Source organism: Ruegeria sp. YTSA064 (assembly GCF_059610325.1).
Genome location: NZ_JBXWNK010000009.1, coordinates 75306 through 92205 on the forward strand (window position 1 = coordinate 75306; position 16900 = coordinate 92205).

Sequence of the window (16900 nt, forward strand, 5' to 3'; positions counted from 1 at the left end):
CAAAAAACATAAGACCGTGCGAGATGGGATGAGAGAGGATAGGACGAAAAGCTGGATATTTCTCTTTGTTTACAGAATGAAGTAAGAATTTCAGAAATCACATGAGAAGGTAGTTTGGCAGTCTCTTCCGCTACCAGCATCCCCAAAGTACAGTAAACTTGCTCATTTTGGTGACCAAATTGCTTGTTGATCGCTTGGAGCAGCATATGAAGTTGCATCAGGCGCGATAAAACAGATAGCGATCAGGTGCGATGGTTTCAGGGCCCTGTATCGGGGTGAAACCTACCAGGGGTTGTCCTGATATCAGCAAGCCGCCGGGGCACATCACCTGTTTGACCAGAGGGCTCAGGCGGGCTGCTTCGGCAACATCGTCTGACTTGATCCCGCGACCAAAATCATAGTGCGCTAGTGCGATAGTATGGCCAGCTTCCGCCAATTTCAGTAACATCGGTTCCGCTTCGCCTTGCAGAAAATCTTCTGCAGGAGGCGTGCTGTTGGGGTGGCATTGCAACACGCGATCCATCACCCAAATTCGGCGCGAAGGCAGGATCTCGCGTAAATGGTCGTAGGTACGCCCATTCCCCAATCCCAAATCCAGAACGTCTCCATCCATGGCTTCGATCTGTGCCGCAGCCCAGTTCAACCCGTCGCGTTGTGCGGTCAGGCGTCGCAGCATGGAATCCAGTCGACTCATTCGGGTTCTCCCAGCGTTTTGTTGCATGGTGCAATCCAAGGAACACCAGGCCCATCAAGCAGCCTGTGCAACAGGTCTTTCGTAAACGTCCAGATGTCCTGATCATGGACCAGATGATGCGTCAACACCCCAAATGCTTCAGCATTGTCTGCCAGTCCTGCGCGTCGATCTTGTAGCAGTGTGACCACTTGCGAAATCAGCTCTTCCGGGTCAGCCAAGCCGCGAGTTCCGCGCCAGTCGATAGGATCGAGATGCGTATTTACCTGCTCGAGACCAGGAGCGGCGAGTGGTGTTTTCCGAGGTGTTGAGGTTGATACTATCCGAAAACCCAGCCCTCGGAGATGAGCTGTAACTTTAGGATCAATCCGGTTCCAAGGCGGTACAAACATCGGACGTAACTGATCACCGAACAGGTTCCGTAGCCGAGTCAGTCCGGCCCTTGCGTCAGAAACAATGGCTTCGATTGGCTGGTGCAAACGGAACTCGGCTTTCTTTTCACCTATGGGTGCGTGGTTCTGATGCGCCCAGCCATGCACAACCGGAATCAAGGCAGCCTGATCACTTACATATTCCGCCAATGACACCTCAGCTGGTTGCGGGATCACAGCCAGATGGACAGGTAATCCCAGCTGAACGGATATCAATGTGAGTTTTTCGAGCTGTGGCGTCACCGTGATCGCGTCGTCATCGCGCCACCACAAGGGTAGCGTCAAATCCGCTTGTTCCCAGCGCTGCAACTCAATCATCAAGGGTTGCCAATCAGGGCTCATCGGCGGGCCTCATACAAGTCTGTCGCAATTTCCACCGATCGACGGGCGCCATCGAACCCTTCAGCCATTGAGGGACGAGTAAGACCCGACATGACACGATCCAGTGCGTTCAGCAGTGAGGGTCCGGATAGTTCAGAACTGTTTAGTACCTCAACCCCTTCCAATTGCGAAAGCGCACGCGCACGCAATCCCTGTTCGACTTCTTTGCCGTCGTCGAATGGGATCAACACAGCAGGGGCACCGCATTGCAGCAGGTCCATGGCAGTATTGTAGCCGCACATACTAACCGAGGCCGCAACAAGCGGAAGTATTTGGCGAAAATCGGGGCGAACGCGTTCCAGAATAACCGTTGTCCCCTCGGCCAACTGCGAAAGCTCGGCGATGCGCGCTTTGGCATCCTGTCCTCCCACCAACAGGCGCCAGCGCCTGTTGGGCATCTTTCGGGCGGCCTCAATGGCCGCCTGAAAGATCGGTTGGCCAACTGATCCGCCACCGGCACTTACGATGATCTCGTCCCGACCTGTACCCTCCGGATGGCTTGGCGGTGCGCTTGGTGCGACGAAACCCGTGTAGTGCAGCCGTGCCGCCAGCTGCGGTGAAACAGGCCAACTGATGTCGAGCGGTGTGATCCGAGGATCGGCATGGACCAGAACGCCGTCATAATACTCTGCAATAACTTCGTCCGTTCGGATCGCTTTTGCAGGCTTTGATGGCGGCGCAAGAATATCGCGGATTGAACTCAGGATAACAGGGGGACGAGGGGTTCCTTGCGCGGCTTTTAATGCCGCTTGGAATTCTGCTGCGAGCGAACGTCGTCCAAACGGATAAAGCTCGGTGATCAGAACCTGCGGCCCGAAGCTGCGTAGTGCTTGAACCAGTCCGGTCGCGCGTGCTTCGAAATAAGCAGCGTCTGCAATGGCACCATTTTGATCAAGCAATCGAGTAAAATCGACGCCGTCCGACCTCAGCGGCGGCAAACCCAGCAGAGACATCCCGGTCGTATCCAGCTGCGGTGCGGGCATACCTCCGGAGACGACAAGAACCTCATGGTTCTGATCAGCGAATGCGCACCCTAATGTCAGTGCCCGGCTCAGATGCCCGGTGCCCAACAGGTGGGTAACGACGATCATCACCCTCATATTCAGGCCTCACGCGCAAGCAGGCGGACAGGTTCGGGCTGGGCTCGCATCGGGTTCAACTCGATGACAAATAACCTGTTTCGTTTGATTTTGAACGGGGCGGGGCCCGCAAAGTTCCAGCCCCAGGCCTTGGCCAAAATCACCCGCATGATGCCGATATGGCAGACGGCAAGATTGTCGCCCGTCAGGCCATCCATCCAAGGTGCGATTCTTGCCCAAAGTTCTGCCGGGCTTTCACCGTTGGGTGGTCGATAATCCCAACCCCACTCTTCAATATGACGATAGCCGCTGTCGGGAATCGCGATCAGTTCCACGCCGCGTTCCCCCTCCCAATCTCCCCAGTTCATCTCTGTCAACGCTTTGGATGTTTTGGGGGCACTGCCAGATACAATTTCAGCGGTTTCAGCCGCGCGACTTAGCGGGCTGGACCAGATCGATGCAGTGTCCCACGGCGAAGGCAGACGATATCCCGCAAGCTCGGCACGGGCATCAACATCCAGGGGAATGTCGCTGCGACCCTGAATGCGACCTGCGCGGTTCCATTCGGTATGTCCGTGGCGCAATAGGGCGAGGCGGGTCATTCTTCTTTCTCCAACAAGGGGCGCACGGCAGTCCAGAACCGATCCGTCGCCGACGGGATCAGATGGCGTTGCGCGATGTAGGCGCGGGCGCGATCACCCTCGGTTCGCCGAAGGTCGGGATCATCCAAGAGCAACTGTATACGAGCGGCCAGCCCTTTGGTGCCCGAACTTACATTGGGATGATCAGAGGGCATCAGTACATCACGCACGCCGGGGCGATCTTGTGCCACGACCGGGACACCGCTGGCCTGGGCCTCAAGATAGACCATGCCATAGGCTTCGTTGACGCCGGGCCAGACAAACATCGATGCTTGACGGTAGTGCTCTTGCAATGTGTCTCGATCAAGCTGACCCAGAAACCTGACACGGGACCCGAACTGCGCCATCAGCGCTTCGACTTTGGGGCGGGCAGGGCCATCGCCAGCGATGTCCAGCACCCAATCGCCTGTGAGATGTTCCAGCGTCTCGGCCAAAATCGTGTACGAGGCCAATTTGTCCCCTGGACGCATCATACCCACCGTCAGCATCGGGCCATCGCGGGCGGATGGGGAAGGCAATTCAGCAACTGGCAGAAACGGGGGCAATTCTACCAATATTTGTGTGCCGAATTTCTCGCGCTTTAGCGTGATCAGATCGTTGGCTGTGTGATAAAATATTATCTGCGCGGCATCACAGGCGTCGTGCGCCGACTGGGCAAACCCGGCCCATGGACCCGAGAGCCGACTGGTGGCTCGGGTGCTTTCCAGTTGTACATATGGGATACCCCGTGCGCGGCATACTACGGGGCCCAACAGGTCCGGCGCTTTGTAGTAGTTGTGATATGTCACCCAAAGTTCTGTGTCCGATGGCAGTTCCGTGATCAGCCGCGTAGCTTCGACCATCGCTTTGTCTCGCAACTGATCCTGAAGTGGGCGCTCACCCTTCTTGTCGTAAATCCGCAGGTCTGATGCGAGTTCAACAATGTTGTTTTGGGCGCGGATTGCGGTGATCAGGTTGCGTGCCATTTCGCGGTCGCCCGAAGGCTTGGGGCTATCGGGGGATTTCATCGGCGCATAAAAAGCCACCCGAGCCATCACCGACCATCCGTGCACAATGCGTTTAACCGCTCGGACAGGCGACGTATGCCCGGATCCATACGAAAGTCGGCGATCAAACGGTCATACGCTGCCTCTGCCATTCGCGCGGTTTTGGCCGGGTTCCGGGCAATCTTGGAAATGGCGGAGGCCAAGGAGGCCGGGTCGTCCTGCGATAGAATCCCATGGACGCCAGTTTCGATGAACTCTGGGATCGCGGATATCGGCGTCGACAAAATCGGAAGGCGCTGTGACGCCGCCTCCATCAGCACGTTCGGCAAGCCATCCCGGTCACCATCTTCAGCAATCCGGCTGGGCAGCACAAACAGGTCAGAGCGGCGCATCTCGGCAACGACCTCAGGCTGGTCGCATGCACCCATCCAGGTGATCCGATCTGACAGCTCTGCGGCATCAGCCTGTGCACTCAGTTTATTGGCCAGTGTCCCGCCACCGATATGGGTCCAGTGCCAGTCCAAAGTTTGAGGGAGCAGAGCAAACGCGTCGATAAGGCGATCAAAGCCCTTTTTCTCGACCAACCGCCCGACTGAAAGCATATGAAAGGGTGCGTCGGCCGCCCGCTGACCACGCTTAGGAGGGGTCGGAAAACGAGACAGGTCCAGACCGTGGTAAATCAACTCAACGCGCGCAGGATCATCAGCCATTTCGCGCAGATGCGCTGCACCGATGGCGGTACAGGTTGCCCCAAAAGTGGCTCCATAGCTCGCCAGATGTAGTTTTTCCTTCTTTTCCCAGTCTGGCGAGGTCCAAATATCTTTGGCGTGCGCTGAAAAACTCCACGGCAGGCCGCGCATGATCGCAGCGTAGCGGGCGACCGACGATGGCGTGTGCATGAAATGCGCGTACAGCGCTTGCGTTTCCTCAGGTAACTCGGCAGCTAGCACGCAGGCCTGTCCGAACCGGCGAATGCGGTTATGGGTTTGGTCTCGGCGCAGGTCTTGCCGCCAGACCCGATAGGCCTCTGGGTATCCGGGCAAACCCGAAGCAACAGCGCGTGCAGCGGCGAGCCGTTCAGGTTCGTCATAAAGGTATTCTGGCAGATAGCGTACTTGCCCATTGAAACGATCATGCAGCGGGTGCCGCTTGGCGTCGGTCGGATGGCGCAAAGACCAGATATCGAAGTTGTGGCCAGCCTCCTGCAAGGCAACGAGCTCTTGGGCAATGAACGTCTCGGACAGGCGCGGCCAGCCTTTGACTAGCACCGCAAGCCTGGGGTGTGTTTTGATCATCCTGTCGCGCGCTCTTGTTCTGCGGCTAGTAGTGCGGTGATGCGATGGGTGACGTAGTTCAGACCGTCCAGCAAACCGGCGCTTATGGCTTGCGACGGCAAGGGCTGAAGGGGAAGATTACGGATCGCGTGGATCATCGCGTCGGCCGTCAGACCGTCACGATTTTCATCGAGCATTCGCACGAGTCCCAGATCTTCCGCGCGAGAGGCGCGTATCCATTGTTCCAGACGGGGTGTTGTGCGCGGGACGATGACCGCGCGTTTGTCGAAGGACAGTACTTCGCAGAAGGTATTGTAGCCGCCCATGCAGACTACACCGGCTGCTCCGGCGAACAGCGTTTCGATCTGAGATTCGAAGCCTACAGCTGTGACCCGGCCATCAAGTGCGGCGACGCGGGTTTCAAAATCCTCGCGCAATTCACCTGACAGGAATGGCCCATAGACCAGCACGGCACGCGGAGAAAGGTCCGGGTCTTTCTCATAGGCGGACAGCACGAGGTTGACCATCGCTTTGCCATCGCCGCCACCGCCGGGCGTAATCAGGATATAAGGTTGCTCGGGCGGCTCACCGACAGGCCCCAGATCACGCCTTAGATATCCGGTCCAGTGCATGCGTTGTTGCGCTGCCGGACTGAGGGGTAGACCTTGTGTCGGGTCATAGATCGAGCGCAAGCCATATACCCAGATCTCATCGTAGAAACGCTCGGTTGCCGAGATCGCTTCTTTGCGTTCCCATTCGGCGGCCAGTACATCGGGTTCGTCCAGAACATCGCGCAGACCCAGAACCAGCTTGGTCGAACCCGAGCTCTCAAGATATTCCAGCGTCGGCAACAATTCACCGCGAAACCCGGTCGGTTCTTTGTCGACGATCAGAACCTCTGGGTCAAATTGCGTAACAGCTGTTTGGATAAGGCTTGCACGCAGCTCAGTTACATCATCAATCCCCATGCCAATGGTTTGTGAGGCGTAAGAACCGTCCGCGCGTTTGGTGACGCCAGGCAAGCGAACATGGTCGACCCGCCGTGGAAAAGTAAAACGACCCGCTACCGGAGAGCCGGTCAAGATCAAAGCCGAAGCGCGTTGATCGGCCTGTGTAATCGCTGCCGCCAAAGCTCGAGACCGGCGCAAATGGCCCAGACCGAACGTGTCGTGACTGTATAGCAGGATACGAGGCGCGCGGCCGTGATGTTCGTTTTTGTTACCTCGGCTCATGCCTTCGCCTGTTTCGGTTCCGATGCAACTCCGCGCGTTTGCACCTGAGTATCCTATTTCATTCGCGCCTGCGCGCAAAAGGTGGGAATTTTTCCCTGCAAATGCGCCAAACATTGCGAATTGGCAACAGCATATTCGTTGCCTTGTCGTCAATGTGACGCGGCCCCTTTGTTGGCGATTGCCCGCAATGAACAAGATTGCGTACGATCCTAGGGCTCAGGCCGTCATATTCAATTTTTGGTTGCTTGAAAATACCTTATCCAGACGTTTGCGCCGAGGCCACTTGCCATTCGCAAAGATGCCTATGCGTGCGCGGATGATTTGAACAGCAGACCAAGCTTCTGTAGTCTTGCCGGCAACTGTGATTTGGGTGCGAGACACTATGAAAACGAATATTCTGGCCGGGCTGTTTCTGGTGCTTTGGGCCGCAATCCTTGCGTGCGTACCCGAAGCAGAGGCGCAAACCTCGCTTATCCCGGGATATCCAATTGGATCGTCCGAAGAAACCAGCACATCAAGTTCGGCAGAAGAGGGCGATCTGGCAGCTGCGATCCGCGCGGCTTCTGAAGCTGGTGCAAGTGTCATCGTAATCGACAGCGCGGGACAGGTGGTTTCGTCAGCCAATAATGGCGGGGCAACATCTGATCCCGAGGTTGCTGACCCGATGGCGGAAGGGTCTCAACTGATGAAGGCTCAGGAGCGGTTCTCGAAATTTCGGGAATCTGTGCGCTCGCGTTTAGAAGCGCTTCCGTATTCGGTTTTTGAGGTGCAGTACGTTCTGAGACAAACCAGCCCGGATGGCCGTATTCAGACCTATTTCGAGGTCTTGGCCTGGAACATTGTTTTTCTTCTGCTGGGACGCTGGTTATCGACCGAGATTTACGGAAAGCGTATCGCCAAGCGCTGGGTTGTTGCCCGCATCAAGGAAAACCCCGTTGGCTATCGCGAAAAAATGCCTTTCTTGGTTTACCGCTTCGTAATGGGTATCGGTGGTACGATCTTTGCGATGCTGATGGCGCTGATCGTGGGTTATCTGTTCTTTGGCGAAGCCGAGGATATATCCATTCAATTCACTGTCACCGCGATTTTTACTGCGTTCTTCCTGTCGCGCACGGTTGCGGACTTGTGGCGGATGATCTTGTCACCGTTTCTCAGCCAGTACCGTTTGCCCCCGTTTTCCGATCGGGACGCCAAGCGGCTATACCGGTGGGCGTCGGCAATCGCGACGTTTGATATCTCGGTCGTGCTTTTCTCGACTTGGGTTGCGGATTTTGGACTGAACTACAATGTTTATGCCTTGGTTTATGGCAGCCTGACTCTGGCCGGTGCGCTGGGCAATCTCTTGATGATACTGTTCAATGCCCGCGCGATTTCTCATGCGATCCGTGGCGGGCGTATGCCCGAACAAGTTTCGTGGATATTACGATTTATCTCGTTCGCCTGGGCGCCGGTATTGATGCTCTACATCGTGTTCAGCTGGTTCAAGCTAGCAGTTGATCTGGTTTTGGAGATCGAGGATTCCGTCCCGATCGTAGCCAGCAGCTATGCAATATTCATGTCAGTGGTCGTTGCATATGGTGCGATGAACTATTTGCTGGAACGCTACTTTGATCGCAATCGTCAGATCGCGGAACTGAATACCGAAGCAGATGAGGCCGAGGTAGGTGAGGCTGCAGCGCTTGTCACACCCGAGGCTGAAAAGCGCAAACACGCCATATTGACCTACGAAGATCTTGCCCGAAGGGTGGCCGGTATTCTGGCCTTTGTGGTGGGGCTATACGCGCTGGTCGTGATCTGGAATCCGCAAGCCAACTGGAGCGATGATCTGCCCATCGAGCGAGCGCTTGATGTGATGGTGATCTTGTTCATCGGCTACATTCTGTTTCATTTTTTCCGGGTCTGGATCGACAGCAAGATTGCAGAAGAGGTTGATGATGGTGCCGCTGATGCCGAGCTTGGCGATGAAGGGGGCGAAGGTGGACAGAGCCGGCTTGCGACATTGCTTCCCCTGTTTCGCGGTGCGATCCTGGCTGTGGTCGTTGTCACCATCGCGCTGATTGTATTGATGGAACTTGGGATCAATGTCAGCCCGCTGTTTGCGGGTGCTGGTGTTGTAGGATTGGCCGTAGGATTTGGGTCGCAAACGCTGGTGCGCGATATCTTTTCGGGTGCGTTCTTTCTGATGGATGATGCATTCCGTAAAGGTGAATATATCGATATCGGCGATGTGAAGGGAACGGTTGAAAAGATCTCGGTTCGGTCCTTCCAGTTGCGACACCATCTGGGCGCGCTCAACACGATTCCCTTTGGTGAGATCAAGGTGCTGACCAATTACTCGCGCGATTGGGTGATCATGAAGCTGCCGTTGCGTGTGACGTATGACACGGATGTCGAAAAAGTACGGAAGCTGATCAAAAAATTGGGTCAGGAATTGCTGAGTGATCCGGTGATCGGAGAAAACTTTATCCAGCCTCTGAAATCTCAGGGTGTGATCGAGATGCAGGATTCGGCGATGATTATCCGGGTCAAGTTCATGACCAAACCAGGCGATCAGTGGCTGGTGCGCAAGAAAGTATATCAAGATATCCGTGAACTGTTTGCCCGCGAAGGTATTCGGTTCGCGCATCGCGAGGTCACCGTTAGATTGGCAGACGGCAAAGAGACAGAAGACTTAACGCCAAAACAGCGCGAAGCGGTTACAGGCGCTGTTCAGGCTGCGATTGACGAGGATTATCTGGATGATATCGGGCCCGGCGGCGACGATCGCTAAGGCGGCTCCCGCCTCTTTGAGCGGCGTCTCGAATGAGACGCCATACAAAGCGTTGGGCGGGGCCGTGCTCCGCGCGGCGGTTGGTCTACGTGGCGAGCGAGGGCCAGACAGGTTCTGATGATCCAAGCTTTGAGGCGGGTAGGGACCATCGCATCTTGGAAGTGCCTACAGTCAGTGCTGGTTTCAAACGGTGACCTGCTCCCCATCCGGAATGTTCTTGCACATCCGAATAGTCTGCAGGTAATGCACCGGTGATAACCACTTCAGTATCGCTTTTGGCGAGAGTGGCGAGTAGTTCTGCAGTTCGCGCAAGCGAAAGCCGAGCATCCATGACGGCTTGACCGGATGCAGCCTCGGCCAGAGCCGAAAGAATAGCAGCAGCCATCAAGTATCCAGTCGCGTGATCGAGTGCTTGCACAGGTAGCGGGGTTGGATCGCCGGCCCCGGCCCATTCCATTCCTGCGTGCGCGATCCCGGCGCTCATCTGGACCAGACTGTCAAAACCCCGGCGTGTGGCCCATGGACCTTGCCAGCCATAGGCGTCCAATGTGACCTCGACCCTGTTGGGGGCAAGCTGATCACGCTTGGATTTAGCCAATCCAAGCGCGTCGAGGGCACCGGGGCGATACCCATGAACAAATACGTCAGCTTGTCTGAGAAGTTCCTGAAGTTGTCCAATTCCCGCGGGTGATTTCAGATTCAGATAGGCGCAATGCTTGCCCAGTGAGATGTCGGGAATGACGCCAGGCTCATCCCAGCCAGGAGGGTCGATCCTAAGGACTTCGGCCCCAAAACCCGCAAGTGTTCTTGTAGAAACCGGCCCTGCCAGTATTCGTGTGAGGTCGAGCACGCGTAGCCCTGCAAGGGGGCGCTCGACGGTCGCCTGTGGCCGGTCGCGTAGCTTGATATTCCGTGGGCCTTGCCAGCCGATCAATGGTTCACGTGCGAGTACACGTCCCTGCGGATGGTCATGCCATTCTGCACGACTGCGCATCGCGGCAGCAACCCCACCCTCGGCGACAATTGCGGATTCGAGTTCCGAAATGGCTCTGACTCGGATCGCGCGTTCAACCGATGACCGATCAGGGTTGACCTCTAGTACATTCAATGCAGCAGTGCGGTGATGCGGCAGATTGGTGTGCAGTCTGATCCAACCGTCTGAGGCCTGATAGTCTCCTGCGATCGCGTCCCAAAGGTTGGGTATGTCCCATCCGTCAGGTTTGAATGAGTAGCCATACCATAAAGAAGCCAACCGATGGTCCACGGAAACACCCGGCGGTTCTGGCGACAGGTTGAGCGCAGTCACAAGGCGTGACATTTCCTGACCAACAGCAGCAAAACTGGCCGTTGCCAGTTCCGAGACTGCAAAAGCGCTGGGCAACGCGCCCGCCCCGTTGACCCGATATGTGTCAGTTGAAGGGAGGGCGGATAGCAGGCTCATTGCTGGTAGGGGTCCAGACTGTCGCGCAGTCCGTCGCCAAGGAAGTTGAAGGCCAACACGACTACGATGATTGGTAGCATCGGAATCGCCGTCCACGGGTAGATCTCGATCGAAGCAAGGTTCTGCGCGTCATTTAGCATGACCCCCCAGCTGACTGCCGGTGCGCGCAGGCCAAGACCAAGGAAGCTGAGCGCGGTTTCACCGAGGATCATCGCTGGTATCGACAGTGTGGCTGAGGCAATCAGGTGCGACATGAAGTTCGGAAGCAGGTGCTTGCGGATCACGCGACCCGAGCTTGCGCCCATCATCTCGGCGGCGCGAACATATTCCTCTTCCCGTAACGAAAGGAATTTGGCGCGTACGGATCGGGCAAGGCCGGGCCAGTCGAGTATGCCGAGAATGATCGAGATGATGAAGAAGACTGCAACAGGACTCCAATTCGAAGGCACGGCTGCAGACAAAGCCAGCCAAAGCGGGAGTTCCGGAAGGGAACGCAAAATTTCGATCACACGGTTTATGACCCAGTCGATGCGCCCACCAAAATACCCTGCCATTGATCCGAACAGGATGCCGAGGAAGAAAGACACTGAGATGCCGATCAGGCCTACGGTCAGCGACAATTGTGCGCCGTAAAGAATTCGACTGAAGACGTCACGTCCCAAGCGGTCCGAGCCCCATAGGAACAGCGTCGCGCCTTCAGGTGCACAAAACAGGTGGGTGTCGGATTTTATCAGGCCTGCCAGTTTGTACTCGGAGCCCTCACAGAAGAACTGGATCGGGCGCGGGTCTTCAGTGTCGGGTACGAACTTCCATTGGAAGGTTTCAAGGTCCGCTTCTGCAACAATGGAATAGACATAAGGACCTATGAATTCGCCCTCGTGGAACCAGTTGACAGACTGGGGTGGGGCATAGAGGTGCTCACCGTTTCTGTCGTTCGGTCCATAGGGGGCGATGAATCCCGCGAAGGGTAGCATCAGATAACACAGTAGCAGGAATATACCTGAAATTAGACCCAGCTTGTGTGTTCTGAACTTGCGCCAGACCAAGACCCAATTGGGGGCATCGAGATCTGCACGCTCAAGCTGCTGGAGCGAGGCTTGCGGATCAAACGGAGCTTCGTCGACATAGCGACCATCGGGGCGTTCACTCATGCTTCTCGCCCCTCATACCGAATGCGCGGGTCAAGCATGACCAGCAGGATGTCCGAGATCATGGTACCAATTAGCGTCAGCAAGGCCACGAACATCAGAATGAAAGCAGACAGGAACTGATCCTGTGTTTTAAGCGCGGTTAGCAATGTTGGCCCGATGGTTTGCAGTCCCAGAACAACCGAGACCAGAACCGAACCTGAAACCATCGAAGGCAGTAGGTTGCCAATATCGGCAACAAAGGGGTTGAAGGCCACCCGCAGCGGGTATTTCGTCAACATCCGCGACGGGGCCATCCCCTTGGCGATAGCGGTTTCAACATAAGGCTTGCCCAGCTCATCCAGCATGTTGGCACGCAGGCGCTGCATCATAGCCGAAGCGCCCGAGGTGCCGATGACGAAGGTCGGAACGATCAGGTGAACAAGGATGGATTTCAGCTTGTCCCAGCTCATCGGTTGACCCTCAAAGGAAGGGTCCATCAGGCCGCCAATTGGCAGGTTAAAGTAGCGATGGCCGTAATAGAACAGGATCAGTGCCAGCAGGAAGTTTGGAGTCGCAAGGCCCAGATACCCAACAAAAGCAGAGGTATAATCGATCCATGTTCTTGATTTGGCCGCCGCAAGAACACCCAGCGGCAGGGCCACAGCATAGACGAATAGAATGGCAGCCAGATTAACCACGACAGTCAACCAGAGCGTATCACCCACGATCTCGCGCACGGGGCGGTCAAATTCGAATGACCAGCCATAATTGCCCTGCAAGAGACCCTCGAACCCGTGCGGGCCGGGCCAGAAGCCTATCCAGATCAGATATTGTTCCGGCAACGAACGATCCAGAGAATACTCTTTGCGCAGAAACTCGGCCTTGGCCACGCCCGCAGACTGGCCCGAGGCCTGCAACTCAGCGATCTGGTTGCTGAGATAGTCGCCTGGGGGAAGGTTGATGATCACGAAGATCAGTACCGACACCACCAACAGCGTCAGCAGCATCGTGAAAAAGCGATACACCGCATAGCGCAGCATGACCATTTAGCTGCTCCTGATCAGTCGGCGAAGAAAAACTCGTCGGGACGATGAATGCCGAAATGCGCACCGGGCTCCCAGGCCCACATGGCCTGTTCGGGCACGTTCTTCAGCCGGTTTGACACAACGATGGGCTGCGGTGCGCCGTTAAGAATACCAATGGCAAACAGCTGATCCGCGTGAATTTTCAGCATCTCAGTCCAGACTGCCGCGCGCTCTTCATCAGTTGTGGCGATTTCCCAGTCATGCGCGAGTTTCATGAGAAGTTCGGCTTCGGGCATGTCTGGTGGCTCGCCTGATCCTCCAGCTGTCTGGTAATGCTGCCCCCACTTGGGCCAGGCCAGAAAGACCTGATCAGTAGGCGCCAGATAGGCAGGTGAGGTGTGCAATTGCGGGATGCCGTCATCCCAGCCAAACCAGACTGAGGCCATCGTGTTGCCCGAGAAGACCCGATTGCGCAGAATGTCCCGATCCAAAGGGCGCATGACAAGTTCGACACCGATCTCGCGCCAGGTATCCGTAACGATTTGGAGGGCATTTTCTACTTCCTGCCGTTCGCCGGCAGTTTCAATGATCAACTCCATCGGACGCCCGTCCGGTAGAAGGCGAATACCGTCCTTGTCACGCTCGGTCAATCCAGCCTCATCCAACAGCGCATTCGCCATATCGACGTCGTAGTCTGCCCAAGCCTTTGCATTTGCTTCGTCATAGAATGGCGACGCAGGCAAAACCGACATCGCGCCGGGATGGGCTAGCTTAAAATAGAGCGCTTGATTGATCGTTTTGCGGTCTATTGCGAGGGAAAGGGCCCGGCGGACGCGCACATCACGCAATACGTTGCGCCAGGCTTCGTCTTCGAAGTTCAGGTTGGGATAGATGGCGATTTGGGAGGCGACCCCGGTCTTCCATAAGAGCGTTTTGTAGTCTCCTTGCGCTTCGCCTTTTTTCAAGATCGATGCGTCGCGGAATGCCAGCCCACGCCCTTGTAGGTCACTTTCACCCGCGTTGGTCTTGGCCGCGACAAGACCTGGGGCAACAATCTCCATCTCGACCACATCGATATAAGGGAGCTGCACTCCTTTTGAATCAACCCTGTGATAGTAGGGGTTGCGGATGAAGCTGTGCCGGATTTTCTTGCCCGAGCTTGCATTGAGCCAGGGCTGCAATGTGGGCAATTCGTGATTGTCATATTTGTACAGGTTATCCAACTTGTTATGCAGCGCCGCCCAGCTTTTGACCCGTGCGTCTTCGACCTGAAAAGCCAGTTCTTCAGGATCGGCAAACTTCTCGTGGTATTTTCTGAGAAATTCTGATGGGCGGTAGATAAACGGTGGGCGTGCCTGTGCAAGAGATTGCAGAAAATCCGGGTTCGGATTTGCCCACTCGAACACGACGGTCGTTTCGTCAGGGAAAGTGACAGTGGGAGCCTTACCTTCAACCAGCAAAAAATCAGGTGGGCCTGATGGGCTGAGCAACTCGTTATTGGCGACGTCTTCCCACCAATATCGGAAATCCTCAGACGTAAACGGAGTGCCGTCCGACCATTTGTGGCCAGGGCGTAAATTCAAGGTAAACTTGCTATTGTCTTCGTTTTCGAAAGAGGCCAGCAGATCAGGCACGATGTTGTATTCATGGTCAAAGCCGACAAGCCGCGCATAGCCATAGACCACCATCTGGCGAATGTCCTTGGACCGGGTAACCATGGTTCGCAACGTTCCGCCGGGCGTTCCGAAATCGCGCCCCTTTGCGGCCAGATCAACGATTAGCGGGTCTTGCGGAATGCGGTCGGCGACAGGTGGCAGCTTTCCACCTTCAACTTCGGCTTCCCAGTAGGGGATTTCCTGAAGATTGGCCGGGATTTCTGCCGTGGCGGGCAGACCTGCTGCAACGACCAGCGCGGTCGCCAGAAACAAACGATGAGTGGTCTTAAACATGGCAACGTACCTTATGGCCGGGCTCCAACTCTACCAGCGAGGGTATCACGGTGTCGGAAAATCGAAAGGCGTCATCCCAACTGTCGGGCGAACCCGCGCCCAAAGCAACCAGTTTCAGGTCTATCGGACGATTGATATCCGGTTCGGGCTGGGCGGCGATCAATGCCTTTGTGTAAGGATGACGTGGATTATAGAAGAGAGTTTCAGGTGGGGCTTGTTCAACCACCAGCCCCCGACGCATTACGGCAACTTCATCAGCGATGCGCGCGACAACGGCGAGATCATGCGAGATGAACAGGTAAGACAGGTTCAGACTGTCTTGCAGGTTTTCGAGCAGGGTCAAAATTTGATCCTGCACAGATACATCTAAGGCCGAAGTAGGCTCGTCACAAACGATCAAAGCCGGGTCCAACATCATCGCGCGGGCGATAGACAGACGTTGCCGCTGCCCGCCTGAAAACGCGTGCGGATAACGTTTGAGCATGTCCGCGTTCAGTCCGACCCTCTGTAACATTTCGGCTGCTTTGTCGCGCTGTTCGGCCACTGTCCCGAGGCGGTGAATTTCCAACGGTTCGGTCATCGCATCCTGAATGCGCATTCGGGGGCTAAGTGAACTGTAGGGGTCCTGAAACACCATCTGCGCCTTGCGCTGGAAGGCAGTACGCTCAGCACGCGTCATGTTGTGAACTGTGAGCGGCTCGGCTTCCTTGTTTGTCCGGAACAGCACTTCTCCGCCAGGGTCCGGCAGTTCGGCACCCAGAGCGATACGCGCTGCGGTGGTTTTGCCCGATCCGCTTTCGCCTACGATTGCAAGTGTTTTGCCGCGCGCCAGCTTCATATCGACACCGCGGCAAGCGTGGATCAGCTTGTCGGCTCTCCAGCCTTTGCTGGACCGCATCGTGTAGGTCTTCGAAACCCCGGTCATCTGCAATATCAGGTCTTCATCGGGCATCGGCATGCCCACCGCATCCTGGTCAGGTATTTCTGGTGCTGCATCGAACAGTTGCTGGGTGTAGGGATGGGCCGGGTCGTTCAGGATCAGGGCGGCTGGACCGGCCTCCATCACACGACCTTTGTGCATGACAACAACCTGCTCGGCCATGTTGGCGACGACACCCAAATCATGCGTGACCAGAATTAGCGCCATACCGGTTTCACGCTGCAGTTCTTTGATGAGCCCAAGAACCTGCGCCTGAGTTGTTACATCCAGCGCAGTGGTTGGTTCGTCCGCGATGAGCAATTCAGGTTTGGAAACCATCGCCATCGCGATCATGGCCCGCTGTCGCATGCCACCGGACAATTCAAACGGATAGCTGTCATAGGCGCGGGCCGGGTCGGGAAAGCCCACCCGTTCAAATTGCGTCAGTACTTCTTTGCGTGCCTCAGATTCAGATGCGCCGCGGTGCAGCCAAAGAACTTCGCTGACCTGGTTTCCAATTTTGTGAAGCGGAGAGAGCGAGCGCATCGGCTCCTGAAAGATCATCGACACCCGATTGCCTCGAATGTCACGCATTTGACGTTCACTGAGTTGAGTTAACTCCGCCGTGCCTCTGGAATCGTTCAGGGTAATCGTACCGCTACGGATTTGAGCAGTACGGGGCAGGATGCGCAGAGCAGCGCGACACGAAATCGTCTTGCCCGATCCAGATTCACCAACCAATGCAAGTGTCTGTCCAGGCTCGACATCAAAGCTGACATCTTGAACCACGGAAGGACCCTTGCCGAAGCCGATGCTGAGATTCCGAACGGACAACAACGCACTCATGCGGGTTTTCCACCCGTCTGGCCGCTAGCTAACATCGGCTTTGTGAACTCCCTGTCTTTTTTCGTAGTTTCGCGCGGTTCGGGCGAGGTAGTCAAACACCTTCTG

At 56.0% G+C, this 16900-nt stretch carries 13 protein-coding genes; 1 reads left to right on the forward strand and 12 read right to left on the reverse strand.

The window, feature by feature from the left end:
* Window positions 1-217: 217 nt before the first annotated feature.
* The 7 genes from AC2FI7_RS14765 to AC2FI7_RS14795 are packed head-to-tail and all read right to left on the reverse strand — an operon-like array spanning window position 218 to window position 6715.
* Window positions 218-694, reverse strand: a complete 477-nt coding sequence (locus AC2FI7_RS14765) for a class I SAM-dependent methyltransferase (protein WP_010437926.1) — start codon at window positions 692-694, stop codon at window positions 218-220.
* Entirely contained in the window at window positions 691-1464 is a 774-nt protein-coding gene (locus AC2FI7_RS14770) for a polysaccharide deacetylase family protein (protein WP_010437928.1), read from the reverse strand. Before AC2FI7_RS14770 ends, AC2FI7_RS14765 begins: the two co-directional genes overlap by 4 nt.
* A complete protein-coding gene (locus tag AC2FI7_RS14775) occupies window positions 1461-2603 on the reverse strand; it encodes a glycosyltransferase family protein (protein WP_496816548.1) in 1143 nt (380 codons plus the stop codon). The genes AC2FI7_RS14770 and AC2FI7_RS14775 overlap by 4 nt, the downstream gene beginning before the upstream one ends.
* 2 nt (window positions 2604-2605) lie before the next feature.
* The gene (locus AC2FI7_RS14780; protein ID WP_496816547.1) at window positions 2606-3184 is read right to left on the reverse strand and encodes a histidine phosphatase family protein; all 579 of its coding nucleotides are present in this window, start codon (window positions 3182-3184) and stop codon (window positions 2606-2608) included.
* Window positions 3181-4257, reverse strand: a complete 1077-nt coding sequence (locus AC2FI7_RS14785; protein WP_010437934.1) for a glycosyltransferase family 4 protein — start codon at window positions 4255-4257, stop codon at window positions 3181-3183. Before AC2FI7_RS14785 ends, AC2FI7_RS14780 begins: the two co-directional genes overlap by 4 nt.
* Window positions 4257-5504 (reverse strand): glycosyltransferase family 4 protein, encoded by a 1248-nt coding sequence (locus AC2FI7_RS14790; protein ID WP_496816545.1) that lies wholly within the window; start codon window positions 5502-5504, stop codon window positions 4257-4259. The genes AC2FI7_RS14785 and AC2FI7_RS14790 overlap by 1 nt, the downstream gene beginning before the upstream one ends.
* Window positions 5501-6715 (reverse strand): glycosyltransferase family protein, encoded by a 1215-nt coding sequence (locus AC2FI7_RS14795; RefSeq protein WP_029621661.1) that lies wholly within the window; start codon window positions 6713-6715, stop codon window positions 5501-5503. The genes AC2FI7_RS14790 and AC2FI7_RS14795 overlap by 4 nt, the downstream gene beginning before the upstream one ends.
* A gap of 382 nt (window positions 6716-7097) precedes the next feature.
* Here AC2FI7_RS14795 and AC2FI7_RS14800 point away from each other — a divergent pair, with 382 nt between their 5' ends.
* On the forward strand, window positions 7098-9485 hold the full coding sequence (locus tag AC2FI7_RS14800) for a mechanosensitive ion channel domain-containing protein (RefSeq protein WP_496816542.1): 2388 nt from the start codon (window positions 7098-7100) through the stop codon (window positions 9483-9485).
* An 85-nt stretch (window positions 9486-9570) separates the two neighbouring features.
* Here AC2FI7_RS14800 and AC2FI7_RS14805 read toward each other — a convergent pair whose 3' ends face one another.
* Genes AC2FI7_RS14805 through AC2FI7_RS14825 form a run of 5 tightly spaced genes read right to left on the reverse strand, consistent with a single transcriptional unit; the run spans window position 9571 to window position 16795 of the window.
* On the reverse strand, window positions 9571-10926 hold the full coding sequence (locus AC2FI7_RS14805) for a CoA transferase (protein WP_010437941.1): 1356 nt from the start codon (window positions 10924-10926) through the stop codon (window positions 9571-9573).
* Entirely contained in the window at window positions 10923-12077 is a 1155-nt protein-coding gene (locus AC2FI7_RS14810) for an ABC transporter permease (protein ID WP_496816540.1), read from the reverse strand. The genes AC2FI7_RS14805 and AC2FI7_RS14810 overlap by 4 nt, the downstream gene beginning before the upstream one ends.
* Window positions 12074-13102 carry an ABC transporter permease gene (locus AC2FI7_RS14815; protein ID WP_010437945.1) on the reverse strand — a complete coding sequence of 343 codons (1029 nt, stop codon included), beginning with the start codon at window positions 13100-13102 and terminating at the stop codon, window positions 12074-12076. Before AC2FI7_RS14815 ends, AC2FI7_RS14810 begins: the two co-directional genes overlap by 4 nt.
* 14 nt (window positions 13103-13116) lie before the next feature.
* Entirely contained in the window at window positions 13117-15030 is a 1914-nt protein-coding gene (locus AC2FI7_RS14820; RefSeq protein WP_010437947.1) for an ABC transporter substrate-binding protein, read from the reverse strand.
* A complete protein-coding gene (locus AC2FI7_RS14825; RefSeq protein ID WP_010437949.1) occupies window positions 15023-16795 on the reverse strand; it encodes an ABC transporter ATP-binding protein in 1773 nt (590 codons plus the stop codon). The genes AC2FI7_RS14820 and AC2FI7_RS14825 overlap by 8 nt, the downstream gene beginning before the upstream one ends.
* Window positions 16796-16900: the final 105 nt, after the last annotated feature.

Coding starts and splice junctions, on each gene's coding strand:
- AC2FI7_RS14765 (WP_010437926.1), bottom strand. CDS start 694: ATGAGTCGACTGGATTCCATGCTGCGACGCCTGACCGCACAACGCGAC.
- AC2FI7_RS14770 (WP_010437928.1), bottom strand. CDS start 1,464: ATGAGCCCTGATTGGCAACCCTTGATGATTGAGTTGCAGCGCTGGGAA.
- AC2FI7_RS14775 (WP_496816548.1), bottom strand. CDS start 2,603: ATGAGGGTGATGATCGTCGTTACCCACCTGTTGGGCACCGGGCATCTG.
- AC2FI7_RS14780 (WP_496816547.1), bottom strand. CDS start 3,184: ATGACCCGCCTCGCCCTATTGCGCCACGGACATACCGAATGGAACCGC.
- AC2FI7_RS14785 (WP_010437934.1), bottom strand. CDS start 4,257: ATGGCTCGGGTGGCTTTTTATGCGCCGATGAAATCCCCCGATAGCCCC.
- AC2FI7_RS14790 (WP_496816545.1), bottom strand. CDS start 5,504: ATGATCAAAACACACCCCAGGCTTGCGGTGCTAGTCAAAGGCTGGCCG.
- AC2FI7_RS14795 (WP_029621661.1), bottom strand. CDS start 6,715: ATGAGCCGAGGTAACAAAAACGAACATCACGGCCGCGCGCCTCGTATC.
- AC2FI7_RS14800 (WP_496816542.1), top strand. CDS start 7,098: ATGAAAACGAATATTCTGGCCGGGCTGTTTCTGGTGCTTTGGGCCGCA.
- AC2FI7_RS14805 (WP_010437941.1), bottom strand. CDS start 10,926: ATGAGCCTGCTATCCGCCCTCCCTTCAACTGACACATATCGGGTCAAC.
- AC2FI7_RS14810 (WP_496816540.1), bottom strand. CDS start 12,077: ATGAGTGAACGCCCCGATGGTCGCTATGTCGACGAAGCTCCGTTTGAT.
- AC2FI7_RS14815 (WP_010437945.1), bottom strand. CDS start 13,102: ATGGTCATGCTGCGCTATGCGGTGTATCGCTTTTTCACGATGCTGCTG.
- AC2FI7_RS14820 (WP_010437947.1), bottom strand. CDS start 15,030: ATGTTTAAGACCACTCATCGTTTGTTTCTGGCGACCGCGCTGGTCGTT.
- AC2FI7_RS14825 (WP_010437949.1), bottom strand. CDS start 16,795: ATGAGTGCGTTGTTGTCCGTTCGGAATCTCAGCATCGGCTTCGGCAAG.